The sequence below is a fragment of the Streptomyces sp. FXJ1.172 genome (assembly GCF_001636945.3).
Taxonomy (GTDB): Bacteria; Actinomycetota; Actinomycetes; order Streptomycetales; family Streptomycetaceae; genus Streptomyces.
The window spans coordinates 4,826,086-4,851,318 of sequence record NZ_CP119133.2 but is presented as its reverse complement, the minus strand read 5'-3'; the positions used below and the strand labels follow the sequence as shown (position 1 = coordinate 4,851,318).

25 protein-coding genes and 2 tRNA genes are annotated in these 25,233 nt (G+C 70.2%); 15 read left to right on the top strand and 12 right to left on the bottom strand.

Going from position 1 to position 25,233, the window contains the following annotated elements:
• Positions 1 to 57: 57 nt before the first annotated feature.
• Complete coding sequence (locus tag A6P39_RS21600) at positions 58 to 579, bottom strand: hypothetical protein (protein WP_159396220.1); 522 nt, start codon at positions 577 to 579, stop codon at positions 58 to 60.
• Positions 580 to 730: 151 nt separating this feature from the next.
• On the opposite strand from A6P39_RS21600, the gene A6P39_RS21595 reads away from it, so the two are divergent.
• Both A6P39_RS21595 and A6P39_RS21590 read left to right on the top strand, forming a co-directional pair.
• Positions 731 to 1,201, top strand: coding sequence for a hypothetical protein (locus A6P39_RS21595; protein WP_067056865.1), 471 nt, complete (start codon positions 731 to 733; stop codon positions 1,199 to 1,201).
• 80 nt (positions 1,202 to 1,281) lie between these two features.
• Positions 1,282 to 1,479 carry a ferredoxin gene (locus tag A6P39_RS21590; protein WP_067056868.1) on the top strand — a complete coding sequence of 66 codons (198 nt, stop codon included), beginning with the start codon at positions 1,282 to 1,284 and terminating at the stop codon, positions 1,477 to 1,479.
• 281 nt (positions 1,480 to 1,760) lie between these two features.
• Here the strand turns inward: A6P39_RS21590 and A6P39_RS21585 are convergent, their stop codons facing one another.
• Positions 1,761 to 2,114, bottom strand: coding sequence for a DUF6344 domain-containing protein (locus A6P39_RS21585; protein WP_067056871.1), 354 nt, complete (start codon positions 2,112 to 2,114; stop codon positions 1,761 to 1,763).
• Between the two features lie 350 nt (positions 2,115 to 2,464).
• Between A6P39_RS21585 and A6P39_RS21580 the strand changes: the two genes are divergently transcribed.
• Positions 2,465 to 2,593 (top strand): DLW-39 family protein, encoded by a 129-nt coding sequence (locus tag A6P39_RS21580; protein WP_003999697.1) that lies wholly within the window; start codon positions 2,465 to 2,467, stop codon positions 2,591 to 2,593.
• A gap of 267 nt (positions 2,594 to 2,860) precedes the next feature.
• Positions 2,861 to 4,201, top strand: a complete 1,341-nt coding sequence (locus A6P39_RS21575) for a hypothetical protein (RefSeq protein ID WP_234379309.1) — start codon at positions 2,861 to 2,863, stop codon at positions 4,199 to 4,201.
• On the opposite strand, the gene A6P39_RS21570 is transcribed toward A6P39_RS21575, so the two are convergent.
• Positions 4,162 to 5,739 (bottom strand): serine/threonine-protein kinase, encoded by a 1,578-nt coding sequence (locus A6P39_RS21570; protein WP_067056873.1) that lies wholly within the window; start codon positions 5,737 to 5,739, stop codon positions 4,162 to 4,164. The genes A6P39_RS21575 and A6P39_RS21570 overlap by 40 nt on opposite strands.
• Before the next feature lie 99 nt (positions 5,740 to 5,838).
• The gene (locus A6P39_RS21565; protein ID WP_067056876.1) at positions 5,839 to 6,387 is read right to left on the bottom strand and encodes a helix-turn-helix domain-containing protein; all 549 of its coding nucleotides are present in this window, start codon (positions 6,385 to 6,387) and stop codon (positions 5,839 to 5,841) included.
• Between the two features lie 182 nt (positions 6,388 to 6,569).
• Between A6P39_RS21565 and A6P39_RS21560 the strand changes: the two genes are divergently transcribed.
• A tRNA-Ala gene (locus A6P39_RS21560) sits at positions 6,570 to 6,642 on the top strand.
• A gap of 244 nt (positions 6,643 to 6,886) precedes the next feature.
• On the opposite strand, the gene A6P39_RS21555 is transcribed toward A6P39_RS21560, so the two are convergent.
• Positions 6,887 to 7,585, bottom strand: coding sequence for a DUF5324 family protein (locus A6P39_RS21555; RefSeq protein WP_067056879.1), 699 nt, complete (start codon positions 7,583 to 7,585; stop codon positions 6,887 to 6,889).
• 290 nt (positions 7,586 to 7,875) lie between these two features.
• Here A6P39_RS21555 and A6P39_RS21550 point away from each other — a divergent pair, with 290 nt between their 5' ends.
• Together A6P39_RS21550 and A6P39_RS21545 are read left to right on the top strand one after the other, a co-directional pair.
• Complete coding sequence (locus A6P39_RS21550) at positions 7,876 to 8,406, top strand: peptidylprolyl isomerase (RefSeq protein WP_067056883.1); 531 nt, start codon at positions 7,876 to 7,878, stop codon at positions 8,404 to 8,406.
• A gap of 125 nt (positions 8,407 to 8,531) precedes the next feature.
• Entirely contained in the window at positions 8,532 to 9,425 is an 894-nt protein-coding gene (locus A6P39_RS21545; RefSeq protein WP_067056886.1) for a rhomboid family intramembrane serine protease, read from the top strand.
• Between the two features lie 247 nt (positions 9,426 to 9,672).
• Here the strand turns inward: A6P39_RS21545 and crgA are convergent, their stop codons facing one another.
• Complete coding sequence (crgA, locus tag A6P39_RS21540; RefSeq protein ID WP_067056889.1) at positions 9,673 to 9,927, bottom strand: cell division protein CrgA; 255 nt, start codon at positions 9,925 to 9,927, stop codon at positions 9,673 to 9,675.
• A 154-nt stretch (positions 9,928 to 10,081) separates the two neighbouring features.
• Here crgA and A6P39_RS21535 point away from each other — a divergent pair, with 154 nt between their 5' ends.
• Genes A6P39_RS21535 through A6P39_RS21510 form a run of 6 tightly spaced genes read left to right on the top strand, consistent with a single transcriptional unit; the run spans position 10,082 to position 14,337 of the window.
• On the top strand, positions 10,082 to 10,864 hold the full coding sequence (locus A6P39_RS21535; RefSeq protein ID WP_067056892.1) for a DUF881 domain-containing protein: 783 nt from the start codon (positions 10,082 to 10,084) through the stop codon (positions 10,862 to 10,864).
• A gap of 21 nt (positions 10,865 to 10,885) precedes the next feature.
• Positions 10,886 to 11,578, top strand: coding sequence for a class E sortase (locus A6P39_RS21530; RefSeq protein ID WP_067056895.1), 693 nt, complete (start codon positions 10,886 to 10,888; stop codon positions 11,576 to 11,578).
• Between the two features lie 52 nt (positions 11,579 to 11,630).
• Positions 11,631 to 11,792, top strand: a complete 162-nt coding sequence (locus tag A6P39_RS21525; protein WP_199841059.1) for a hypothetical protein — start codon at positions 11,631 to 11,633, stop codon at positions 11,790 to 11,792.
• A complete protein-coding gene (locus tag A6P39_RS21520; protein ID WP_067056898.1) occupies positions 11,789 to 12,427 on the top strand; it encodes an aminodeoxychorismate/anthranilate synthase component II in 639 nt (212 codons plus the stop codon). Before A6P39_RS21525 ends, A6P39_RS21520 begins: the two co-directional genes overlap by 4 nt.
• The gene (locus A6P39_RS21515; protein ID WP_067056901.1) at positions 12,424 to 13,524 is read left to right on the top strand and encodes a class E sortase; all 1,101 of its coding nucleotides are present in this window, start codon (positions 12,424 to 12,426) and stop codon (positions 13,522 to 13,524) included. The genes A6P39_RS21520 and A6P39_RS21515 overlap by 4 nt, the downstream gene beginning before the upstream one ends.
• A gap of 57 nt (positions 13,525 to 13,581) precedes the next feature.
• Complete coding sequence (locus A6P39_RS21510) at positions 13,582 to 14,337, top strand: class E sortase (RefSeq protein WP_067056904.1); 756 nt, start codon at positions 13,582 to 13,584, stop codon at positions 14,335 to 14,337.
• A gap of 79 nt (positions 14,338 to 14,416) precedes the next feature.
• On the opposite strand, the gene pknB is transcribed toward A6P39_RS21510, so the two are convergent.
• The 6 genes from pknB to A6P39_RS21480 all read right to left on the bottom strand — a co-directional run bounded on the left by pknB (position 14,417) and on the right by A6P39_RS21480 (position 22,630).
• The gene (gene pknB / locus A6P39_RS21505; RefSeq protein WP_067056907.1) at positions 14,417 to 16,423 is read right to left on the bottom strand and encodes a Stk1 family PASTA domain-containing Ser/Thr kinase; all 2,007 of its coding nucleotides are present in this window, start codon (positions 16,421 to 16,423) and stop codon (positions 14,417 to 14,419) included.
• A gap of 194 nt (positions 16,424 to 16,617) precedes the next feature.
• Positions 16,618 to 18,096 (bottom strand): peptidoglycan D,D-transpeptidase FtsI family protein, encoded by a 1,479-nt coding sequence (locus A6P39_RS21500; protein ID WP_067056909.1) that lies wholly within the window; start codon positions 18,094 to 18,096, stop codon positions 16,618 to 16,620.
• Positions 18,093 to 19,532 carry an FtsW/RodA/SpoVE family cell cycle protein gene (locus tag A6P39_RS21495; protein WP_067056912.1) on the bottom strand — a complete coding sequence of 480 codons (1,440 nt, stop codon included), beginning with the start codon at positions 19,530 to 19,532 and terminating at the stop codon, positions 18,093 to 18,095. The genes A6P39_RS21500 and A6P39_RS21495 overlap by 4 nt, the downstream gene beginning before the upstream one ends.
• A 27-nt stretch (positions 19,533 to 19,559) precedes the next feature.
• On the bottom strand, positions 19,560 to 21,110 hold the full coding sequence (locus A6P39_RS21490) for a Stp1/IreP family PP2C-type Ser/Thr phosphatase (RefSeq protein ID WP_199841066.1): 1,551 nt from the start codon (positions 21,108 to 21,110) through the stop codon (positions 19,560 to 19,562).
• Positions 21,111 to 21,250: 140 nt separating this feature from the next.
• Positions 21,251 to 21,784 carry an FHA domain-containing protein FhaB/FipA gene (locus A6P39_RS21485; protein WP_067056915.1) on the bottom strand — a complete coding sequence of 178 codons (534 nt, stop codon included), beginning with the start codon at positions 21,782 to 21,784 and terminating at the stop codon, positions 21,251 to 21,253.
• Positions 21,785 to 21,793: 9 nt separating this feature from the next.
• A complete protein-coding gene (locus A6P39_RS21480) occupies positions 21,794 to 22,630 on the bottom strand; it encodes an FhaA domain-containing protein (RefSeq protein WP_067056918.1) in 837 nt (278 codons plus the stop codon).
• Between the two features lie 396 nt (positions 22,631 to 23,026).
• On the opposite strand from A6P39_RS21480, the gene A6P39_RS21475 reads away from it, so the two are divergent.
• Together A6P39_RS21475 and A6P39_RS21470 are read left to right on the top strand one after the other, a co-directional pair.
• Positions 23,027 to 23,110: transfer RNA gene (locus tag A6P39_RS21475), tRNA-Leu, on the top strand.
• Positions 23,111 to 23,552: 442 nt separating this feature from the next.
• Positions 23,553 to 24,962: a DUF2252 domain-containing protein gene (locus tag A6P39_RS21470; protein WP_067057235.1), complete on the top strand. Its 1,410-nt coding sequence runs from the start codon at positions 23,553 to 23,555 to the stop codon at positions 24,960 to 24,962.
• The last annotated feature ends 271 nt before the right edge of the window (positions 24,963 to 25,233 follow it).

Below are 25,233 nucleotides of genomic sequence, written 5' to 3'. Positions count from 1 at the left end.
GGCGGCGGCCTCCCTCTTCGTTCAGGCGTTCGTCCAGGTGTTCGTCGTGGTGTTCGTTCAGGTCGTCCGGATCCAGCCCGCCGCCCGTGCCATGGCCACGGCGTGCCGCTCGGCCTCCTCGGCGGAGGTGTTCAGGGACGGGTCCTGCCCCCGTGCGCTCCCGCCGGCCGCGCCCGCGGCGGCCCGGGACGCCGCCAGTGCCGCGCGCAGCGCCGAGGCGGAGGCCGCGCTGCTGTCGTGCGCCGCGGCCAGCTGGGCGGCCAGCGCCGCCGCGGCGGCGGTGTTGCGGGCGCAGCGGGCGTCCGCCGCGGGGTCCGGGGCGGACGCGGCCAGAGCGGCGAGCGAGCCGGCCGACAGCCGCAGTGCATTGGCGGCCCGGCCGACGGGGTCCCTCGGTACGGCCTCGGCCGCGTCCTCGCCGACACCCGCGTAGCGGCACGCGGCGAACGCCCGGTCGTAGGCGCTGCGGGCGCGGAAGCGGTGCACCCCGCGCAACGCCGCGCCCGCGCCCGCACCCTCTCCCGGTTCTCCCCGCTCTCCCGGTTCTTCCTTTTCTTTCTGTTTGTTCGGTTCGTTCATCCTTGGCCTCCCTCGGTGCGGGCGGCAGGGTGCCACGGCGGTCGTGAAGAGACCAGAAGCGTGCGGTGGTCCGGGGCTCGAGGGCTCTGGAGATCTGATGGGCCGTCAGATATGGTGCGCCTCGCCGGCCGTTCCCGAAGGGGTGAGTGTCATGGAGAAGCGTCCCCCGTGCCCGCAGCCGCCCGGTGCTCCGCGCTGGGTCGCGATGTTCCACGGGCCCGCGCAGGACTCCTGGACGGTGGGTGCCGAGGCACCGGACCGGACTCCCGTGCTCTACGCCGTCGCGGACATGACCCGGACCGTGCGGGCGCGCGGCGAGGAGGTGACGGTCGCGCTGTGGGGGCCCGAGGACGGCGCCTGGCGCCTCTTCGACACCCCGGCCGCCAAGTCGCCCGCAGTGCCGGCCGACGGGCCCGCGCCCCGCGCCGCCGAACCGGCCAGGCTCGCGGAACGCATGACGGACCGCCGTCACCAGGTGCTGATCGCGGGCCTCGGCAAGGCAGGCCTGTACGACCTCGGCCCCGAGGACGCGGAGGCGGTGCGGGCGATGGCCGATCTGCTCGACGAGCCCACGGTCCGCCGGGTGGCCCACTGGCTCACGATCGCGGGTGGGCAGCGGTAGGACGGCGGAGCCCGGTTCGGCGCCCGGTCCGCGGGGCAGTGACGTCCCTGGAAGCCGCATCGCCTACGGCTGGAGGACGCATGAAGGTCTCCGTCGACCGCTCCGTGTGCTACGGCTCCGCCGAGTGCGCGCACCGGGTGCCGGCCGTGTTCGCGTTCGAGGACGGGTACGGCGTCGTACGGCCCGGCCGCGCGGAATCGGGCGACCGGCCGGAGGTGCAGGAAGCGGCCGAGAAGTGCCCCTCGCAGGCGATCAGACTCACGGCCGGGACCGCATAGGGCTCGCAAGCCGGGATCCAGAAGGCGTACGGAGGGCCGTGGGCGGCCGTGGCGACGGTGACGCTCGCAGATGACGGGCCGCAGGTGACGCGCCGCAGGTGACGGGCAACGGGTGACCGGGGGGCATGGGAAGCACGGGGGGCACGGGGGCACTGGGGGCGGCAACGCGAGACCCCCGGCCGGGGCCCCGGCCGGGGGTCTGTTTCCGTGTCGACTCGTGAGGTACGCAAGTCGCCTTTTTGCGTCGAGACGGCTGCGGTTCCGGTGCTGCCGGCTGCGGGTCAGCAGTCGAGCAGTGCCGCCGAGGCGTGGTCAGGGGCCGTGCTCTCCGCTTCCGTCGTGTCGAGGGGCCGGTGCCGGCAGCTTGGGGACTTTCCGTGGGCCTCGGCCCGGATCCGCTGCTTCATCGTGGGGGGCAGTGCCCTTGCGTGGGACCAGGCCCAGCGGCTTTGCGCCGGGATCGTGGGGACCGCCGGGGCCGTCCGTTCCGGGGTGCCGGTGCGGGGGCTCTCGTTGCCGGGTGCGGCCGCCGCGGTCGTGGCGGTCGTGGTGGTGACGAGTCCGAGCGCCGTGCACAGCGCGAGGAAGGCGGTGACGATGGTGGTCCACAGCTGCATGACCTTGTTCTGGGCCATGACCCCTCACTTTCGGGTTGGGCGATTTGCGTACTTTCCTCATGATGTGTATGTGGGTCGCGAAGTGGTGGACCGACGCCCGTGGCGCGTCGATGTTCCGATGAACACCACCCGGATGGCCGCAAGCGGGTCGGAAAACTCCCAAAACGCAGTGAGAGCGAGCGAAGAGGGAGCAAAGTAACCGTCCGTGGAGGTGTGATCACCCTCCGATCGGAACGGCGCCCCGACCTGGCCTATTGCGCTGACGGAGGCGGGAGTTGGGCTCCGGCTCAGGTCACCGATCGATATCGGCCGGTGTGTATAGTCGGGCGCCAGAGGTCCCCTACGTCAAGGAAAGACGAGGTCGCGCGGTGAAGAAGCTGCTCCTGGTCGCACTGGCCGCCATCGGCGGGCTCCTCGTGTACCGCCAGATCCAGGCGGATCGCGCCGAGCAGGATCTGTGGACGGAGGCGACTGACTCCGTACCCACGGGTTCGTGAGTGCCTGACGCCAGAATCTGAACAGACCCCGGCCGCCCGAGCGGCCGGGGTTCTGCGTTTGCGGGGGCGTGCGGGGTGCGGTAGGCGTTCGGGGCGGGGCGACAGGCCGTCGTACGGCCTCTGCCGGGCGGTGCCGCCTTTTCGGACGGCCGTACGCGTTCCCCGGATGACGCGGGGGTGCGCGGGGCAGGATGGGCCACGGTCCGGGACGGCTTGCGGAGCGACGACTGGGGAGGCCGGCACGTGCGGGGGCTTCGGCGACTGACGGTGTGGTGGTTGGCCCTGCTGCCGGTGCTCTGCGCCCTGGTCGCGCTGCCCTGCGCCACATCCACGGCCGCCGCCGCTGCCGCTGCCGCCGGCGACGTGTCGTACGGCTTCGCGCCCGGCGAGGGCATGGTCGCGGGCGGGAAAGGCACCACGGACGCCGGGCGACTGGAGCCCGGCCACGTCTATCGCAGCTCCCTGACAGGCGATGCCGGCCTCTACTACCGGCTGCGGCTCACGGCCGCCGACACGGCGTACGTCCCCGTCACCGCCGTGCCCCCGGCGAACGCCACCGTCTCCGCCACCGACGGCATCAGCGTCTCGGTCCGCAGCGCGAGCGGCACAGCCTGCTCCTTCGCCTCGGCCCGCTTCGGCGCCGGTCTCAGCCCGCGCCCGGTCACCGCGCTGGGGCAGCGCGAGACCGGCCGGACGCTGTGCCAGGGCGGCGGGACGTACTACGTGGTCGTCCAGCGCCTCGAGGCCGCGGGCTCCGGCGCGTCGCCCCCGGCCCGGCGCTGGGACCTGGAGATCGCGCCCGCCACGGAACCGCGCCCGGCGCGCGCCGGTGCCCCCACCGCGCCGCAGACCTGGGACTCAGCCACGCCCGAGCCGCTCGCCGGGGCACCGAAGGACCGGCCGGGCGGCGCGGGCTTCGCCTCGGCCCGGACGCTGGGCCAGGGGGTGTGGCGTACCGAGCTGGTGCCGGGCGAGACGCGGTTCTACAAGGTGCCCCTCGACTGGGGCCGGCAGCTGCACGCCTCCGCCGAGCTGGGCGGCGCCCAGGGCCACGCCCTGGTCGGCGGTGCTGTGAACCTCTCCCTCTACAACCCCGTCCGTGGCTACGTGGAAGACGTCGCCCCCGGCTACACGGGCTCCCCGAAGTCCGCCGTGCTCGCCCCGGTCCCGCCGGTGGAGTACGCCAACCGCTTCGCCGTCCCCGCCGCGGTGACCTCCGTGCGCTTCGCCGGCGACTACTACCTGGTCCTGCACCTCAGCGACCAGCTGGCCGGCCCGTTCGGGCGGGGGCCGTTCGGCGTGACCCTGCGGGTCCGGGTGACCGGGCGGGCGCACGCGGGGCCGCAGTACGCCGGCCGGCCCGTGCCGGGGGACGTCTTCACGGTCACGGCCGAGGACCGGGCGGCCGCGCTCACCGGGAGCGACGGGAGCGACGGGACCGGTGGGACCGGCGGGAGCACCGGGGGCGGGGGCGGCCTCGTGATGAAGCTGGTCGCGGCCGGCGGGATCGGCGTGGGCACGCTCCTGCTGCTGGTGCTCGGCGGGTGGACGGTGGCGGCCCGGCGGACTCAGACCACCCGGGTCAGCGCCCAGAAGCCCACCGCGTAACAGACCAGCGCCAGCAGCAGGATCGGTACCGCGGCCTTGGCCGGGGGCCCGGGTCGCCGCCGGTCCCGGCGCGCCCGGCGGCCGCGCCGACCGTGACCGGGAGGCCTCGTCCGAGCCATCTGCCCGGCCATCGCCTGGGGCACCTGCTGGGGCACGGGCGGGAGTTGTGGTTCCCGGGCGGTGTACGACGCGGTGACGGACGGGTCGCCGGCCGACGGATCGGCTGTGAACGGATCGGTGGCCCAGGGGGCGAGGGGATAGGGAGTGGGGGACTGGGGCTGCGGGTGCGGCGGCAGGAACGGCGGCGGCGCAGCCGGGGAAGGCGGCGGATCCGCGTGCGGGCGGGGGGAGTTGCGGGGGCCGTCGCGGGTGGAGCCATGGGGGAAGACGTGCGGGTCGGGAGCCGGGGTCGGCAGGTCCTGGGGCGGCGGCAGCCGGAAGCTTCCGGTGTCCGACAGGGAACCGGTGCCGGTCGGTTCCGTGCCACCTGTACCTGTACGGCCGGAATCGGCACCCGCGCCCGTGCCCCTGTCCGCGTCCCTGTCCCTGGCTCTGTCTCTGTCCGCGTCCTTGTCCGTGTTCCCGTCCGGGGCGTATCCGTCCGGGTCGTCCCTGTCCGCCCCTCGGATCAGCTCCTTGGCCACCGCGGGGGCCTGCTTGAGGGGACCGGCGGGGCCGAACCCGGGGGGAAGCGGGCCGAGTTGGTCGAAGACCTCGATCAACTCGTCGTCCAGGTCGGGTTCCGGAAGGAGTTCCGCGGCCGCGGCGAGCGCCTTGCGCGCGCCCGTGGCGGTGCGGAAACGGGCGGCCGGGTCGGGCTGGAGCAGGCCGGCGACGATCTGCCAGAGCGGTTCGGGGATGCCCTTGGGCGCGGGCGGCGTGCCGTGCTCGGCGAAGTACTGCACGAGCACCTTGGCGTCGGGCTTGGCGCCTTCGAGGAGATACAGGGCGACCAGGCCCACGGCGAACAGGTCGGCCGGGAAGTCGGGTTCGGCCCCGAGCATCTGCTCGGGGGCGAGGTAACCGGGCGTGCCCACCACGAGGTTGGTCTCCGTCAGGCGGGGTTCACCCAGCCGCATGGCGATCCCGAAGTCGGACAGCCGCAGCCGGGGCCGGCCGGTTCCGGTGGCTTCGAGGAGGAGGTTCGCGGGCTTGATGTCCCGGTGGACGACGCCTTCCTCGTGGACGGCGGCGAGACCGGACAGAAGCTGGTCGAGCAGGGTGCACACATACGCCGGCGGCAGGGGGCCGTAGTCGCCGACGAGATGGACCAGGGAGCCGCCGGCGACCAGGTCCATGGTGAACAGCACCTTGTCGTCGTCGGCGGCCCAGCTGGCCGGGGCGAGAACGTGGGGGTGGTCGATCCGCAGGGCCTGCTCGCGCACGAAGCGCAGCAGGGAGTGGGCGTCGCGCTGCTGGAGCACCTTGGCGGCCACATAGCGCCGTCGGCGGTGGTCCCAGGCACGCCATACGGCGCCCACGCCACCGCGTCCGATCGGGTCGGCCAGCTCGTACCGGCCGGCGAAGACCTCACCCATGGCAGCCCGTAACTCCTCCCCCTCGCCCCGCGCATCCCCCTGACCGCTAAGCCCCCACTACCCCCACCGCTGCTCTCGCTACCCCCTGTTTCCGATGGGTCAGTTCTGGTGGGACTGGTAGTGGGCGACGGCGTCGGAGGTCCGGCCGGCGCCGTAGACACGGAGGAACTCCGCCAGTTCGGGGTGGGTCGGGGCGAGGCTGTCCGCGGCGTCGATGATGTCGCCGGCGGCGGCCACCGAGCGCAGCAGCGACTGGATCTCCCGGACCACCCGCTTGACCGTCGGCGCGCCCGAACCGCTCGTGGTCTGGGTGGTGTTGCTGAGCACGGAGCCCCCCTGTGACTTCTTGATCTCTTCCATGCGCTCGGTCGCCTCGGCGGCGCTGACGCTGCCGTCCGCCGCCTGGGCCGCCAACTCCTGCAGCAGCTGCACCCGCTGGACCACGGCGGGATTGCCGATCTTGGCCCGCTGACCGCTCATCAGCTGCGAGAGCATCGGAGCGGACAGCCCGAGGACCGCCGCGAGACGGGCCTGGTTGAGGCCGAGATCTTCGATGAGCTTACGGAAGAGCGCCCCCAACGGCTCCCCGTACCAGTTCCGCTGCAGCTCCCGCGCTCTGGCGGTGGCTTCCTGCTGTGCGGCGTCCATTGCGTCTCCCCATCGCTTCCCCAGAAAACCGCGGTTCGCTGTAGCGAACCACGCCGAGCATCTTACGGAGAGTGGTCATCCGCGGGGACCCCCAATCTTTTTGCGGGATACCGGGGGTGACCCGGTACTCTGGTCTGCGGCACCAGCCGGGACGCGATTCCTCCGGCCGGTCGCTCCTTTCCGGGGCCTTAGCTCAGTTGGTAGAGCGCCGTCTTTGCATGGCGGATGTCAGGGGTTCGACTCCCCTAGGCTCCACTTCTTCAGATCCCCTCTGACCTGCGAAAATGCAGGGCAGAGGGGATTTTTTGCAGCAGTCCCGCACGAGCGGCTTCCGGCGGGTGCCCGGCCCCAACGAAATGCCCTCCCACCTGCGGGAACGCAGCGTGGGAGGGCATTTTCACAGCATGCGGCATGCGGCATGCGGCGTGGCGGTCTGCCGCGTGGTTTCACGTGAAACGCGGCATGGGGCAGCGGAAACAAGGCCCGGGGCGGTGAGGGATCAGTCCTGGTCCTCGTCCGTGGCATCCTCCTCGGCCTGTTTGGCCTGGACCTCGGGGTCCAGGGGGGAGGTGCCGGTGCCGTCCACCGAGCTGAGGCGGTTCGATTCGGGGACCTCCGTCGCCGCGGGGGGCTCGACCAGCCAGTCGGGGTTGGCCTGCTTGTCCCACCACTTCCAGGCCGCGAAGGCGCCGCCGGCCAGCACGGCCAGCACCGCGAGCGCCTTGACGGCACGGGCGCCCCGGCACCGGCGCTGGTTCCTGCGGACCAGCTTGTGGATGTCCTCGGCCGAGACCTGACCGCGCAGTGCGGCCAGGGCGGCGGCGCCGCGGGCGGCGGCCTCGTCGCGTACCGGGGCGGCCGCGGCCACGGCGTGCTCGATCTTCGGGCGCGAGTACTCGGCGGCCTGCCGGGCAGCCTTACGGGTGCGGACGGCGGCTTCCTGCGCCGCCAGGTCCATCTTCGGGGGCACATGCGCACGGGCCTGCTCCAGCCGCGGGGCGAGCCGGGCGTCGTACTGCACGCGGGCCTGTTCGGCGGCCTGCGACATCACGGGCGCCAGCCGTACGCGTGCCTCCTGCGCGTAGAGCGCGGCACGCTCCTTGGCCGTGTCGGCGTAAGGCGCCACCACTTCCGCGGCGTGCAGCACGCTGTCCTTCGCCGAGCCGGTCGCGGCGCGCACGCTGTCGATGCGGGTCACGGGTTCCTCCTCCTCGGTGGCGTACGGTATTTCGACTTTCCACCCTTTTACGGATCATGCCTGCCGGCGGCCTGCGCGGCATGTGCGGGCGGGCATATGGGTGCCTATTGCTCTTTCAGCTCGATTCCGGGTGAATGCCGGGCAAGATGAGCCTGCCATCGACACTGCCACGAATCGGGGCCGAGCGCTGCCTTCCCGGCCGAAGTCGCGGAAATCATGGCCGCTCGGCGGCGTACCAGCCCGCCCGTGCGAGGATCGGGGAGTCACCCGAAGACAACGGAAGGCAGATCGTGGCTGAGCAGCTGTACGCCACCCTGAAGACCAACCACGGCGACATCGTGGTCGAGCTTTTCCCGAACCACGCGCCCGAGACGGTCCGCAACTTCGTCGAGCTGGCCCAGGGCGAGCGCGAGTGGACGCACCCCGGCACGGGTGAGAAGGCGAAGAAGCCGCTCTACGACGGCACCGTCTTCCACCGCGTCATAAGCGGCTTCATGATCCAGGGCGGCGACCCGCTGGGCACCGGCATAGGCGGCCCCGGCTACAAGTTCGGGGACGAGTTCCACCCGGAGAAGTCCTTCGACAGGCCGTTCCTGCTGGCCATGGCCAACGCCGGCCCGGGCACCAACGGCTCGCAGTTCTTCATCACCGTCGCCCCGACGACGTGGCTGAACCGCAAGCACACCATCTTCGGCGAGGTCACCGACAAGGCCAGCCAGGCCGTCGTCCAGGCCATCGCCGGCGTGAAGACGGGCCGCAACGACCGTCCGGTCGACGACGTCGTCATCGAGTCGGTCGTCGTCGAGAAGCGCGAAGGCTGATCACCACAGCCCCAGCCCCCTCCTGGGAAACCAGCGTGGGGAACCAAACGCCCCGCTCGTCCGTACCAAGGATGAGCGGGGCGGGGCATTGCCGGGGGCACGCCCACGACGAGCAAGGGGAACCGATGGACCAGGCCGAAGGCAGCACCCAGGACGCCTCCCACAGCGTGCCCGTGTGCTACCGCCACCCGGACCGCGAGACCGGCGTGCGCTGCACCCGCTGCGACCGCCCCATCTGCCCCGAGTGCATGATCAGTGCCTCGGTCGGCTTCCAGTGCCCCGAGTGCGTGCGCGGAGGCTCCGGCACGGGGCACGCCCCGCAGGCGTCCCGCCCGCGCACGATCGCCGGCGGCACCATGACGGCCGACCCCCGGCTGCTCACCAAGCTGCTGATCGGTGTCAACATCGCCGTCTTCCTGGTGCAGCAGGCCGTGGGCGACAGCATCACCGAGCACTTCGAGTTGATCGGCCGGGCCCAGTACTCCCTGTTCGGCCCCGTCGAAGGCATTGCCGAGGGCCAGTACTACCGCCTGCTGACCGCGATGTTCCTGCACGGCGGCATCACCCACATCATGTTCAACATGCTCAGCCTGTGGTGGATCGGCGGCCCCCTCGAGGCGGCCCTGGGCCGGGCCCGCTATCTGTGCCTGTACTTCGTCTCGGGTCTGGCCGGCAGCGCGCTCACCTATCTGCTCGCCGCGCCCAACCAGCCCTCGCTGGGCGCCTCCGGAGCGATCTTCGGCCTCTTCGGCGCGACCGGCGTGCTGATGCGCCGGCTCAACTACGACCTGCGGCCGCTCGTCGCCCTGCTGGTGATCAACCTGATCATCACCTTCACCCCGGGCTTCAACATCGCCTGGCAGGCCCATATCGGCGGCCTGGTCGCCGGTGTCGCCGTCGGCTACGCCATGGTCCACGCCCCGCGCGAGAAGCGGACGCTGGTCCAGTACGGCGCCTGTGCGGTCGTCCTCGCCGTCGTGGTGGTGCTCACCGTGGTCAGGACCACTCAGCTCACCTGATCCGGAGCCGATACCGAACCGTTGTCCACAGCGTGTGCCGGATCTTGTGCACCGCGTGCGGGCACAGCTGTGCCCCCTGTCACTCGGATGTGTTTTCCCAGGTCGGACAGGGGGCGAACAGATGTATGAGGGTCGGTGGAGCAGTCACACCGGCGTCAACACTCGATGAGTTATCCACAGATCGTCTTTCTTTTTCCCCACTGTGGAAAACAGCTGTGGATAACTCAGTGGATAGCCCTGGGGAGAGCTACTTCCACTGCGTGGAGACGCCGAAGCCGGCGGCGATGAAGCCGAAGCCGACCACGATGTTCCAGTTCTTCAGCGCATGGATGGGCAGGGAGCCGTCGGTCACATAGAAGACCACGATCCAGGCCAGGCCGATGACGAACATGGCCAGCATGACGGGCGCGACCCAGCCGTGGCTGGTCAGCTTGATCGCCTGCGCCTGCTTCGCCGGCGGCGGCGTGAAGTCGGCCTTCTTGCGGATACGTGACTTCGGCACGAGGGTCTCTCCTGTCGATGCGCTGCGTGGCCGCGCAGGTAAACCGGTTCGGGGCTCGGGGCAGCGTACAAGGGGCCAACATGACGACTCTGTGTGCTCCCCCGGGCGTCCGTTAGCGTAGTGCTTCCGAGGCGCTGAAGGAGATAAGGGTCCGTTGAGCAATTCTGCCGACTCCCCCGGGACGCAATCAACGGGCTCCGGCCCGCGCGCCCGCCTGCGCCCGGTGCGGGTGCTCACCGCCGCCGTCTTCGCCCTCGCCGGGCTGATCTTCTTCACCAGCTTCAACACGGCCAAGGGCACCGACATCCGGCAGGACGGCTCCCTGCTGAAGCTGTCCGACCTGATCCAGCAGCGCAGCCGCAAGAACAAGGACCTGGACGAGTCCAACGCGGCCCTGCGTGCGGGCGTGGAGTCCCTCGCCAAGAGCGACGGCGGCAGCAGCAAGGCGCAGGACCGCAAGCTCAGCGGGCTGGAGCACAGCGCCGGCACCCAGCCGCTGACCGGCCACGGCCTCACCGTCACCCTCAACGACGCCCCGCCCAATGCCACCGCCAAGCTCCCCGGCTATCCCGAGCCCCAGCCCGACTACCTGGTCATCCACCAGCAGGACCTGCAGGCCGTGGTGAACGCCCTGTGGCAGGGCGGTGCCCAGGGCATCAAGGTCATGGACCAGCGGCTGATCTCCACCAGCGCCGTGCGCTGCGTCGGCAACACCCTGATCCTCCAGGGCCGCGTCTACTCCCCGCCGTACAAGATCACGGCGATCGGGGACGCCGGAAAGCTCCAGCAGGCGCTCGCGGCGAGCAAGGCGATCCAGACCTACATGGTGTACGTCAACGTGTACGGCCTCGGCTGGAAAGTCACCGACGACGGGACGGTGACTCTTCCCGGCTACTCGGGCACAGTGGATCTGCACTACGCCAAGCCCGTGCAGTAGCCATCCGTCCCGGAGGCGCCGGTGCGTGTGATCGTCAGGACCTTCAGCGAACTGTGCATCACCGTCGGCGGCCTGATCGTCCTCTTCGTCGTCTACGTGCTGTTCTGGACGGGAGTACGGGCCGACGGCGCCATGAGCGACCAGATCGACCAGCTGCACCGGCAGTGGTCGAAGGGGAGTGTGCAGCCGGCCGCCGCCACCCCGGGCGAGAAGACGGTGACCGTGACGGAACCGGCGCCGTACCACTACGGCAAGGCCTTCGCGATCATGTACATCCCGCGGTTCGGTTTCACGTGGAACAAGCCCGTCCTGGAGGGCACCGGCCGGGACGTGCTGGCCAAGGGGCTCGCCCACTACCAGGGCACCGCCCGGCTCGGCCAGGAGGGCAACTTCGCGGTGGCCGGTCACCGGCGCACCTACGGCGACCCCTTCCTGGACTTCCCGCAGCTGCGGCCGGGTGACGCGGTGGTGCTCACGGACGGGACGACCTGGTTCACGTATCGGATCGACAAAGGGCCCTACAAAACCGTGCCGACGGACGTCGAGGTGATCGACCCTGTGCCACGTAAGTCGGGGTACCCGCGCCCGGGCAGGTATCTGACGCTGACCACGTGCGATCCGGAATGGGGGCACAGCCACCGGCTGATCGTCTGGGCGCACCTGGATTCCACCCAGCCTGTGGAGGCAGGCGAACCGGAGGCTCTGCGCCGTTAGTCTGGTGGCGTACGGCGTGAGTCAGGTGCCGTGGGGATACGGAAGGAACGGCATGTACGGCTGGATCTGGCGGCATCTGCCGGGAAACGCGTGGGTGAGGGCGCTGATCTCCCTCGTCCTGATCCTGGCCGTGATCTACATCCTCTTCCAGTACGTCTTCCCCTGGGCCGAACCGCTGCTGCCCTTCAACGATGTGACGGTGAACAACCAGTGAGCGCGCGGATTCTCGTCGTCGACAACTACGACAGCTTCGTCTTCAACCTCGTCCAGTACCTGTACCAGCTCGGTGCCGAGTGCGAGGTGCTGCGCAACGACGAGGTGTCGACCTCGCACGCCCAGGACGGTTTCGACGGCGTCCTGCTCTCGCCGGGCCCGGGGACGCCCGAGCAGGCCGGGGTCTGCGTGGAGATGGTCCGCCACTGCGCGGCCACCGGCGTCCCCGTCTTCGGCGTCTGCCTCGGCATGCAGTCGATGCAGGTGGCGTACGGCGGTGTGGTGGACCGGGCGCCCGAGCTGCTGCACGGCAAGACCTCGCTGGTCGAGCACGGGGGCAAGGGCGTCTTCGCGGGCCTGCCCTCGCCCTTCACCGCGACCCGCTACCACTCGCTGGCCGCCGAGCCGGCCACGGTCCCGGCCGAGCTGGAGGTGACCGCCCGCACCCACGACGGCATCATCATGGGCCTGCGCCACCGTGAACTGCGGGTCGAGGGCGTGCAGTTCCACCCCGAGTCGGTGCTGACCGAGCACGGGCACCGGATGCTGGCCAACTGGCTGGTGGAGTGCGGCGACCAGGGTGCCGTGGCGAGGTCGGCGGGGCTTGCCCCGGTGGTGGGCAGGGCCACGGCGTGACCGCGCTGCGCCCGGAGCGCAAGACCGATGCCTCGTACGGGGATCAGTCGTACGAGGCCTCCGGTGCGCTCGGGCAGTGGGACACGGCGAGCACCCAGCCCGCCTACGAAACGCCGTACGAAACGCCATACGAAGAGCCGTACGAGGGGTCGTACCGGCCGTCGTCGGACGACGAGACGATGGCGCTGCGGGTCCCCGATCCGGCACAGGGACCGCAGAGCGAGCCCGTACGCGCCTCTGCGGGCTCTTCGGCCTCCTCCTCGCCCCAACCCGCGCTCGGCGGCCGTGCGGCCCGCAGAAAGGCCGCCAAGCGCCGTGGCGGCGGACGGCACAGCGGGAGCCGGGAGACCGCGCCCGCCACGGCACCGGAATCCGGCCGGCCGCTGTCCCGGGTGGAGGCCCGGCGGCAGGCGCGGCTGCGCAAGCCGTCCCCGTCCGTCGTCGCGAGCCGGGCCATCGGCGAGGTGTTCATCACCACCGGCGTCCTGATGCTGCTGTTCGTCACCTACCAGCTGTGGTGGACCAACGTCCGCGCCCACGCGCAGGCGGGCAGCGAGACGCATCAGCTCCAGGACGACTGGGCCAGCGGCAAGCGCAACCCGGGCGTCTTCGCGCCGGGGCAGGGCTTCGCCATCCTGCACATCCCCGCGCTGGACGTGGTGGCGCCGATCGCGGAGGGCGTCAGCAACGCGAAGGTGCTCGACAAGGGCATGGTCGGGCACTACGGCGAGGCGCCGCTGAAGACGGCGATGCCCGACGCCAAGACCGGCAACTTCGGTCTGGCGGCGCACCGCAACACCCATGGCGAACCGTTCCGGTACATCAACAAGCTCAAGCCCGGCGACGCGGTCGTGGTCGAGACGCAGGACACCTACTACGTGTACAAGGTGACGTCGACGCTTCCGGTGACCAAGCCGTCCAACACCAGCGTGCTGGACCCGATCCCGAAGGGTTCCGGGTTCACGCAGCCCGGCCGCTACATCACCCTCACCACCTGCACGCCGGAGTTCACCAGCAAGTACCGGTTGATCGTCTGGGGCAAGATGGTCCAGGAACGCCCGCGCAGCGAGGGCAAGCCGGACGCGCTCATCGAGTAGGGCTCAGCGAGCAGCGCATATCGAACAGGGCTCAGCGAGTAGGGGCAGAGGACAACAGTGGCAGCGACCGCCGACGGCACCGATGAACTCACGGACGCGTCCGAGCCGCAGCCCGCGGGGCGCGGCCGGCGACCCGGGCGGATCGCGAAGGCGGTCAGCGTCTTCGGTGAACTCCTCATCACGGCGGGTCTGTTGCTCGCCCTGTTCGTCGTCTACTCGCTGTGGTGGACGAACGTGATAGCGGACCGCAAGGCGAACAAGGAGGCCGACAAGGTCCGCCAGCACTGGGCGCAGGAGAAGGACTCCGGTCCCGGCGCCCTGGACACCAAGGACGGCATCGGCTTCCTGCACGTGCCGGCGATGAAGCACCTCGAAGTGCTGGTCGAGAAGGGCACGGGCACGGACGTCCTCAACGACGGCGTGGCCGGCTACTACACCGATCCGGTCAAGGCCGCGTTGCCGATGACCGGCAAGGACGGCAACTTCACCCTCGCCGCCCACCGCGACGGCCACGGCGCGAAGTTCCACAACATCGACAAGCTGAAGAAGGGCGACCCGATCGTCTTCGAGACGCGGGACGACTGGTACGTCTACAAGGTCTACTCGATCCTCCCCGAGACCTCGAAGTACAACGTCAAGGTCATCTCCCAGGTCCCGGAGGAGTCCGGCAGGAACAAGCCGGGCCACTACATCACGCTGACGACCTGCACGCCGGTGTTCACCTCGGAGTACCGGTACGTGGTGTGGGGCGAGCTGGTGCGGGTGGAGAAGGTGGACAGCGAGCGGACGCTGCCGGCGGAGCTGCGGGGCTGAAGAGGCACGGAAAGAGGCAGGGAAAAGGCCCCGGAGCGCTTTGCTCCGGGGCCCTTTTCCGTCGGGGCCGTGGCCGGCGTCAGCCGTTGTTGCCGCCGAAGATGCCGCCGTTGTTACCGCCGTTGTTGCCGCCACCGCCGACGTCCAGGGTGGTCAGGACGATCTGGGTGTTGCGCGGGTCGGCCTGGGTGCCCTGCGGCGGGGTCTGGCTGATGACCCGTGCCTTGTCGTCGGTCGGGCCGCTGACCTGGATCTGCGTGAACCCGCTCTGCTGCAGGGTCTGCTGGGCCTGCTTCAGGGTCTGGGTGACGACGTTCGGCACCTGGCCCTGCTGCTGGCCGCCCTGGAACTTGCCGACGTTGATCACCACGTTGGTGTTCTTGACGACCTGCTCGTTCGCCCCCGGGTTGGTCGAGATGACCTTGCCGTCCTGGGTCTGGTCGGTGGTCGGGGAGTCGTTGCAGCTCGGCGACAGGCCCAGCTGCGTCAGCTCGTTCTTCGCGTCGTCACAGGACTTGCCGACGAGGTCACCGGGGATGGTCACCTTCTCCTCCGCCTTGGCGACGGTGAGGGTGATCGTGGAGCCCTTCTGGACCTCCTGGCCCAGCTTCGGGTCCTGGTCCAGGACCGTGCCCGCCTGCTCGGAGGAGACCTGGTCCTTCCGCACGACGTTGAACTTGTACTGGTCGCCCTCCAGCAGTGCCTTGGCGTCGTCGAAGGTCTTGCCGAGGACGCTGGGAACCGCCACCTTCGGTGCCCCCGTGGAGACCACCAGCGTGATCGTGTCGCCCTTCTTCACCTGCGAGCCCGCCGCCGGGTCCTGGGAGCAGACCGAGCCCTTCGGCTCGTTGTCACAGGGCTTGCGGGTGGGCGCGGCCAGTTTCAGGTCGGAGTTCACCGCCATCTTCTGGGCTTCGGCGTAGGTGTGGTCGACGAAGTTCGGGGCGTCGAAGGACTGGTTCCCGCTGCTCCCGCTGAACGCCCACTTGCCGATCAGGATCGCGCCGATCAGGATCAGCACGCCCGCGACCACCAGGAGGATCGTGGAGGTGCTGGACTTCTTCTGCTGCCGGCTGCGGCGGTCGGGGCGCTCGTCGTAGCCGTAGCCGCCGTCGTCGGGGTTCATCGGCGGGAGCATGGTGGTCGCCGCGGCGCCGCCCTGCTCCGGCCGCAGCGCGGTCGTCGGCTGGTCGTCGGGGTAGCCGCCGTAGCCGACCGCGCCCAGGGCGGCCGTCGCCCCGACCGGCTGGCCGTCCAGGCAGGCCTCGATGTCGGCGCGCATCTCGTCGGCCGACTGGTAGCGGTAGTTCGGGTCCTTGACCAGTGCCTTCAGGACGATGGCGTCCATCTCCGGCGTGATCTCGGGGTCGAACACCGACGGGGACTGCGGCTCCTCCCGTACGTGCTGGTAGGCCACGGCCACCGGGGAGTCGCCCACGAAGGGCGGCCGTACCGTCAGCAGCTCGTAGAGGAGGCAACCGGTCGAGTACAGGTCCGAACGGGCGTCGACCTGCTCGCCCTTCGCCTGCTCCGGCGAGAGGTACTGGGCCGTGCCGATGACCGCCGCCGTCTGGGTCATGGTCATGCCGGAGTCGCCCATGGCGCGGGCGATGCCGAAGTCCATGACCTTGACCTGGCCGTTGCGCGTCAGCATGACGTTGGCCGGCTTGATGTCGCGGTGGACGATGCCGTTGCGGTGGGCGTACTCCAGGCCCTGGAGGATGCCGATGGTCATCTCCATGGCGCGCTCGGGCAGCAGCTTGCGGCCGGAGTGAAGAAGCTCACGGAGGGTGGAGCCGTCGACGTACTCCATCACGATGTACGGGATCGAGACCCCGTCGATGTAGTCCTCGCCCGTGTCGTAGACCGCGACGATCGCGGGATGGTTGAGCGAGGCGGCCGACTGGGCCTCCCGGCGGAACCGGGCCTGGAAGGAAGGGTCGCGTGCCAGGTCGGCGCGCAGGGTCTTCACTGCCACGGTGCGGCCCAGGCGGGTGTCATGCGCGAGGTAGACCTCCGCCATGCCACCACGACCGAGCACCTGGCCCAGTTCGTACCGGCCGCCGAGGCGACGCGGCTCTTCCATAGCTACCTACCAGCCCTCTCCGTCGGTCTCGGCCGCACACGCTCGTGCGCGGCCGGAGGCTGCCGTCCGGGCCTACCGTACCCGGCTCGCTTTGTGTGACCTGGCCAAGCCCGTAACCCGATACAGGACCGGTATCGCAACGTGCAACGATGTGAAGGTGATGTGACGGGCCTCACCCTCTGGGGCAGGTGTGGTCACTTCTTGGAGTTGATGACCGCCTGCATGACGCTCTTGGCGATCGGTGCGGCCAGACCGCCACCGGAGATGTCGTCGCGGTTGGCGCTGCCGTCCTCGATGACCACGGCCACCGCCACCGGCGAGCTGCCGTCGGGCATCTTGGCGAAGGAGATGAACCAGGCGTAGGGGTTCGCGCTGTTCGCCACGCCGTGCTGCGCGGTACCGGTCTTGCCGCCGACGGTGACGCCGTCGATCTTCGCGTTCGTACCGGTGCCCTTCTCGACCACCGTCTGCATCATCGACTGCAGGATCTGCGCGTTCTGCGAGGACAGCGGGCGGCTCAGCTCCTCCGGCTGGGTCTGCGTGAGCGTGTCCAGGTTGGACGACTGGAGCTTGTCCACCATGTACGGCTTCATCAGCTTGCCGTCGTTGGCGACCGCGGAGGCGATCATGGCCATCTGCAGCGGGGTGGCGGCGGTGTTGTACTGGCCGATGGAGGACAGCGCGGTCTGCGACTGGTTCATGCCGTCGGAGAACACCGAGGGGTAGGCGCGGACCGGCGTGTCCTGCGGGGAGTCGAAGCCGAACTTCTTTGCCTCCGCCAGCATCTTGGCGTTGCCCAGATCGGAACCGATCTTGCCGAAGACCGAGTTGCAGGAGTACTGCAGGGCGGCCCGCAACGTGGCGTTCTTGCAGGGGATGTTGCCCTCGTTCTTCAGCGGGGTGGTCGTGCCCGGCATGATCCACGGCAGCGGCGAGTTCGTCGCGGTGTCGGCCGAGGTGTACAGCCCGTTCTCCAGCGCGGCCGCCGCGGTGACCACCTTGAACGTGGAGCCGGGCGGGTAGGTCTCGCGCAGCGCCCGGTTCAGCATCGGGTCGGCCGGGTCGTTGTTCTTCTGGAGCTTGGTCCAGTTCTTGGAGTCCACGTCGATGGAGCTGCCCGCGAAGGACGACGGGTCGTACGACGGGTACGAGGCCAGCGCCAGGATCTTGCCGGTGGACGGCTCCAGGGCCACGACAGCGCCCTTGCCCCCTTGCGCCTTCAGACCGTTGAACGCCGCCTTCTGCGCGGCCGCGTTCAGCGTGGTGACGACGTTGCCGCCCTGCTTCTGCTTGCCCGTGATCATGTCGAGGGTGTTGCGGAAGAAGAGCCGGTCGTCGGTGCCGCTGAGGATGCCGTCGTCGATCTTCTCCAGCTGGCTGCTGTCGAAGGCCTGCGAGGAGTAACCGGTCACCGGGGCCCACATGGGCCCGTCCTTGTAGGTGCGCTTGTACTTGAAGTCGCCGCTCTTGGCCTCGACGGAGCCGGTTATCGGGTTGCCGTCGACGATGATGTCGCCACGCGGGGAGGCGTAGCGCTCGATGGCGACCCGGCGGTTGTCCGGCGCGGTGCGCAGGGAGTCGGCCTTGACGTACTGGAGCCAGTTGTCGCGGAGCAGCAGGGCCAGCACGAGGAGGCCGCAGAAGATCGCGATCCGGCGCAGGGGTTTGTTCATGACGGGCGGACCACCTGGGTCATCTCGGCGTCGGGGTTGGCGGCGGGGGCGGGCGCCGGGCGGCGTGCGGTGTCACTGATCCGGATCAGGATGCCGATGAGCGCCCAGTTCGCGATCACGGAGGAACCGCCGTACGCGAGGAACGGCATGGTCATACCCGTCAGCGGGATGAGACCCATCACACCGCCGGCCACGACGAACACCTGCAGCGCGAAGGCGCCGGACAGGCCGATGGCCAGCAGCTTGCCGAACGGGTCGCGGGCGGCGAGCGCGGTGCGCACACCGCGCTCCGCGATCAGGCCGTAGATCAGCAGGACCGCCATGATGCCGGCCAGGCCCAGCTCCTCGCCGAAGGTGGCGAGGATGAAGTCGGAGTTGGCCGCGAACCGGATCAGCTCGGAGTGGCCCTGGCCCCAGCCGGTGCCCAGGGTGCCGCCGGAACCGAACGCCCACAGGGCCTGCATCGCCTGCTCGGAGTGGCCCGCCACGCCCTGGCGGCTGAGCTTGAACTCCTTCATCGGGTCGAGCCAGGCCTGGACACGCTGCTGCACGTGCGGCTCGACGCTCGCCACACCGACGGCGCCGACCGCCGACATCAGCAGACCGAAGACGATCCAGCTGGTCCGCTCGGTGGCGACGTACAGCATGATCACGAACATGCCGAAGAACAGCAGCGACGTACCGAGGTCGGTCTCGAAGACCAGGATGAGGACCGACATCGCCCAGACGACGAGGATCGGCCCGAGGTCACGGCCGCGCGGCAGGTAGAGCCCCATGAAGCGGCGGCTGGCGAGCGCGAGCGCGTCCCGCTTCACCATCAGATAACCGGCGAAGAAGATCGCGAGGACGATCTTGGCGAACTCACCGGGCTGGATGGAGAAGCTGCCGACGTGGATCCAGATCTTCGCGCCGTACACGTTCAGGCCGAGGCCCGGGACGAGCGGCAGGAGCAGCAGCACCAGCGCGCCGACCATGGAGATGTAGGTGTAGCGCTGGAGCGTGCGGTGGTCCTTGAGGAGGACCAGCACCACGACGAACAGCGCGATGCCCATCGCCGTGTAGAGCAGCTGGTTGGTCGCCTTGCCGCCCGCGACATGGATCTGCTGGAGCAGCTTCGACTGGTCCAGGCGCCAGATGCAGACCAGGCCGAGCCCGTTGAGCAGGGTGGCCAGCGGCAGCAGCAGCGGGTCGGCGTACGGCGCGAACTTCCGTACGGCGAGATGGGCGACCCCGGCCAGCAGACCCAGGCCGAGGCCATAGCTCAGCAGGCCGGCGGGGACCCGGTCGTCGATGGCCAGGCCCACGTTGGCGTAGGCGAACACCGGGATGGCCACGGCGAAGACCAGCAGGGCCAGCTCGGTGTTGCGGCGGCTCGGCGCGCCGATCGCGCCGATCGTGGACGTGTGATGCGTCGGCGAGTTAGTCGTACTGCTCATCGTGTGACAGGGCCTCTCGCGGCTGGGCTACTGCTTGCCGCACTGATCGACGACCTTCTGCTCATCCTCGGAGAGGCTCGGGCCGGGGTTGGGAGTGGCGGTCGCGGACGGAGACTTCGAGGGCGAGTTCGGGGACGTCCGGGACGCCGATGGGTTCGGCGTCGGTGATGCCTTGGACGTGAAGGCGCTGGGAGTGGTTCCCGTGGCGCCCGAGGCCTTGATCCGGTCCTTGGTGTTCTTCTCGTCCGCGCTCTGCGCGGCCGCGCGCTCCGCCTGCTTCCTGCAGGCGGAGGCCTGCACCGACAGCGTCTGGATCTTCTCCTGGGCCTGTGCCAGACCGCCCGCCGCGATCGTGTTCTTGACCTGCTTCTGCTGGTACGGCGGCAGGTACTTGAGTTCGATCTCGGGGTGGTCCTTCTCCACCTTCGACAGCGACACCCAGGCCAGGTCCTGGCTGATGCCGCGGTACAGCGCCACGTGCTCGCCCTGGGCGCCGACGTAGTACTGCGTCTGCGTCCACTGGTAGCCGCCGTACAGGCCGCCGCCGACCACGGCGAGGGCGAGGGCGCTGTAGAGGGACCTCTTCAGCCACTTGCGGCCGCCGCCCGGCTTGGTGAAGTCGCCGTCGGCGTAGTCGTCGAAGCTGCCGGCCGGGACGTATCCGGTGGTGTCGCCGGAACCGGGCGGGCCGAACTCGCCGCCGCCGCCGTGCCCACGGCCCTGACGGCCCAGGTGGGAGGCGCGGCCGGCCGGGGTCTGCATGATGCCGTTGTCGTGCAGGTGGTGCTGGTTCTCGGCGACGGCACCGACCACGACCGGCTGGTCGGACAGCTGCCCGGCCATGGTGTCACCGGTGTCCAGGTCGAGCACGTCCGCGACGATCACCGTGATGTTGTCGGGGCCGCCGCCGCGCAACGCGAGCTGGATCAGCTCCTGCACGGTCTCCTGCGGGCCCTGATAGCTGGCGAGGGTCTCCTCGATCGTCTGATGGGAGACGACGGCGGACAGGCCGTCGGAGCAGATCAGATAGCGGTCACCGGCCCGCACCTCGCGGATCGACAGGTCGGGCTCGACGTGCTCGCTGCTGCCGAGGGCGCGCATCAGCAGCGAGCGCTGCGGATGCGTGGTGGCCTCCTCCTCGGTGATCCGGCCCTCGTCCACGAGCCGCTGCACCCACGTGTGGTCCTGGGTGATCTGCGTGAGAACTCCGTCACGCAGCAGATAGGCGCGTGAGTCGCCGACGTGCACCAGCCCGAGCCGCTGCCCGGTCCACAGCAGCGCGGTCAGCGTGGTGCCCATGCCCTCGAGCTGGGGGTCCTCCTCGACCATGGCGCGCAGCTGGTCGTTGGCGCGCTGCACGGCGACGCCGAGGGAAGTGAGGATGTCGGAGCCGGGCACGTCGTCGTCGAGCGTGACCAGGGTGGAGATGACCTCCGAGGACGCGACCTCGCCGGCTGCCTGACCGCCCATGCCGTCGGCGATCGCGAGCAGCCGCGGACCGGCGTAACCGGAGTCCTCGTTGCCCTCCCGGATCATGCCTTTGTGCGATCCGGCGGCAAAGCGCAGGGACAGAGTCATGCCCACCTCGCCCGTCGGTTCCGGGTACAGCCGGTCGTGTCGAGCCACACTGCCCACCCTCCGGTCGGGAGCGCGCCGGCGGCCGGGTGGCGGCCTGCCGCTGCGTGCTCGCTCCGCTCGCGCTCACTCATGATGTAGCACTACTTCCGCAGCTCGATGACGGTCTTGCCGATGCGGATCGGCGCGCCCAGCGAGATCGGTGTGGGGGTCGTCAGCCGGGACCGGTCCAGGTAGGTGCCGTTGGTGGAGCCCAGGTCCTCGACGATCCACTGGCCGTCGCGGTCCGGGTAGATCCTGGCATGGCGGCTGGAGGCGTAGTCGTCGTCCAGCACGATCGTGGAGTCGTGCGCCCTGCCCAGCGTGATCGTCTGGCCCTGCAGGGCGACCGTGGTGCCGGTCAGTGTGCCTTCCGTCACCACCAGCTTGGAAGGGGCGTTGCGCCCGCGCCGGCCGCCGCTCTGCTGCGCACGCTGCTGAGCGCGCTGCGGCGGGGGCGCGGCGGCGGCCTGCTGCCGGGAGGCCTGCTGCTGGCGCCCGGCCTCCCTACGCGATCCGCGCTGGGTGACGCGCGTACCGAACAGGTCGCTCCGGATGACCTGCACGGCCACGATCACGAACAGCCACAGTACGGCCAGGAAACCCAGCCGCATGACCGTGAGGGTCAGCTCTGACATGCCCCCGCTTCACCCTTCGGCTTGCCTATAGATAACGGTGGTGCTGCCCACGACGATCCGCGAGCCGTCGCGGAGCGTAGCGCGGGTGGTGTGCTGCCCGTCCACCACGATGCCGTTGGTGGAGCCGAGGTCCTGGATCGTCGAGGGCGTTCCGGTCCGGATCTCACAGTGCCGGCGCGAGACGCCGGGGTCGTCGATCCGCACGTCGGCATCGGTGCTGCGGCCCAGCACCAGCGTCGCGCGGGAGATCTGGTGGCGGGTGCCGTTGATCTCGATCCAGTAGCGGGTGCGCCCGCCGCTCGCGGGAGCGGCCGCCGGCCGCTGGCCGGCGGGCTGCGGGTAGCCGTATCCGCCTTCGCGGGCGCCGGGCGGCGGCGCGGACGGCATCGGCGGCGCACCGGCCGGCATGGCCGGCTGGCCACCGCCGTAGCCGCCGGCAGCCTGCGGCGCCTGAGGCGCCTGCTGGCTGCTGGAGGAGGCGAGGGTGCGGCTGCGCACCCGGTACAGACCGGTATCGAGGTCGTCGGCCTTCTCCAGGTTGACCTTGATCGGGCCCATGAACGTGTAGCGCTGCTGCTTCGCGTAGTCGCGCACCATGCCGGCCAGCTCGTCGCCCAGCTGCCCGGAGTAGGGGCTCAGGCGCTCGTAGTCGGGCGCGCTCAGCTCCACGATGAAGTCGTTGGGTACGACGGTCCGGTCGCGGTTCCAGATCGTCGCGTTGTTGTCGCACTCGCGCTGGAGTGCGCCGGCGATCTCCACGGGCTGGACCTCGGACTTGAAGACCTTGGCGAAGGTGCCGTTCACCAGACCTTCGAGACGCTGCTCGAACTTCTTCAGGACTCCCATGGGGCACCTCCTCCGTCCCTGCCGTTTGCGTTGCCTTGCTCTGTCCTACCGCGTACTGCTCGCTCTGCTCACTGATCGTATCTACGCGTCGGGCGATCAGCCGGTTCCTGCCATGGATCGTAGAGGCGAGTGAAGACCAGTGTCCCGCACCCGGCTGTGGACCCGGTCCGCCTCCTGGGCAGACGGCCGGGACCGGTACGAGGTTGATACGTGAACCGTGTCTCCTCGATACGTGCGCCGACGCCCGCAACGCGGGCACGGACACCGGCAGGTGAGGCGGCCGGGTGCGGGCCGGGGCGCCGGGAAGGGATGTGAACCCACCCCGTACGACGTGCTAATGTTCTGGGTGTCGGAAGGGGCCAGCCCGAAAGGGAAGGACCGGAAGACACACCCAATGCGCGGGTGGCGGAATAGGCAGACGCGCTGGATTCAGGTTCCAGTGCCCGCAAGGGCGTGGGGGTTCAACTCCCCCCTCGCGCACACAGAGGCTACGGGCCCATCGTGAAAACGATGGGCCCGTAGTCGTATGTACGACTGCCTTTCGCAGTACTCCCGTGCTCCTCCCGTGATTCTCGTGTGAGGAAGCTCTCGCCAAGCTCTCGTCCCGGCGCCCACTGCAGGGTGTGCCTGCCCACAGGGAGTTATCCACAGGGTCTGACGCGTGACGGCCACCGGCTGTACGGTCTGCACGAGTTGATGTTCGTGCGGACGCCAGTTCGGCGCACGGCGCACGGTGCGTGGTGAGCGGTGCTTCGTGCTCGGCGTTCGATGTTCGGTGCTCGGCGTCCAATGTTCGTTGATCGTTGATCGTTCGTTGCTCGGTGCTCGTTGTTCGGGGGAGGCGGTCGCGGTGACCGGAACCGGTGCGGAAATGGCGGCAGGCGTGGCGGCACAGGCGGTGCCGGCCGCGGTGCCGGCCGCGATGGCGGCCGCGGCGGAGCGGGGGAGCGGCCGACTGCCCCGGGTACGCGGATTCGCCGAGTGGCCGCGACAGGGCTCGCCCAAGGCGGAAGGCAAGGCGCTGCGGACGAGCGTGCCACGTGACGTGCATCGCACCCTCGACGTGGACGCCGCCCGCCCCGACGCCGTCAGCGCGGTCATTGCCTCCAACGCCGGCCGGATCCCGGAGCTGACCCCCATCCGCGTGGGACGGATGGCGGCCACCCCGTTCGCCTTCCTGCGCGGCTCCGCCGGACTCATGGCTTACGACCTGGCTCGCACACCCATGACCAGGATCGGTACCCAGATATGCGGAGACGCGCACGCGGCCAACTTCGGCCTCTACGGCGACCCCCGCGGCGACCTCGTCATCGACCTCAACGACTTCGACGAGACCGTCCACGGCCCCTGGGAATGGGACCTGAAGCGACTCGCCGCCTCCCTGGTCCTCGCCGGACGTGAGGCCGGCGCCGACGAGAAAACCTGCCGGGCCGCGGCACAGGACGCCGTCGGCGCCTACCGGCGCACCATGCGACTGCTGGCCAGACTGCCGGTGCTCGAGGCATGGAACGCCATCGCCGACGAGGAACTGGTCTCCCACACCGACGCCCACGATCTGCTCGGCACCCTGCAACGAGTCTCGGAAAAGGCCCGGGCCAACACGAGCGGCCGGTTCGCGGCCAAGTCGACCGAGGCGGCCGAGGACGGCGGACGGCGGTTCATGGACGCGGCCCCCGTGCTGCGCCGGATCCCCGACGCGGAGGCCGCGGCGGTCGCCGCCTCCCTGGCGACCTACGTCCACACCCTCAGCGAGGACCGGCACCCACTGCTCGCCCGGCACGCCGTGCACGACGTGGCCTTCCGGGTGGTCGGCACCGGCAGCGTCGGCACCCGGTCCTACGTCGTGCTGCTCCTCGACCACCGCGATCAGCCGCTCGTGCTCCAGGTGAAGGAGGCCCGCCCCTCCGCACTCGTCCCGCACCTGGCCACAGCCGGCTTCGAGACACCGGCCGTGGAGCACGAGGGACGCCGGGTCGTCCTCGGACAGAAACACATGCAGGTCGTCAGCGACATCCTGCTCGGCTGGACGACCGTCGACGGGCGCCCCTTCCAGGTGCGCCAGTTCCGCAACCGCAAGGGCAGCGTCGACCCCGCCGCGCTCGCCGCCGACCAGATCGACGACTACGGCCGCATGACCGGCGCCCTGCTGGCCCGCGCCCACTCCCACAGCGCCGACCCACGGCTGATCGCCGGCTACTGCGGCAAGAACACGGAACTGGACGAGGCGATAGCCGCGTTCGCCATCGCCTACGCCGACCGCACGGAGGCGGACCACGCGGAGCTGGTGACGGCTGTGCGGGCGGGCCGGATCCCGGCCGAGTCGGGGGTGTAGCGCCCCGCAGGGGGCGCATAGCGGTACCGACGGCCGGGACGCAGGCCGGGCCACACGCCGGCCTGCGTCCCGGCTGTCGGCGTGCGGTTCCGCCGTCGGCGTGCGTCCCGGCTGTCGGCGTGTGGCTTCGCCGTGGGCGTGCGTCCCGGCTATCGGCCTGCGTCCCAGCCAATCGGCGTGCGGCTCCACCATCGGCCTGCGTCCCGGCCGTCGGTGTGTGGCTCCGCCGTGGGCGTGCGTCCCGGCCGTCGGCCTGCGGCTCCGCCGCGCG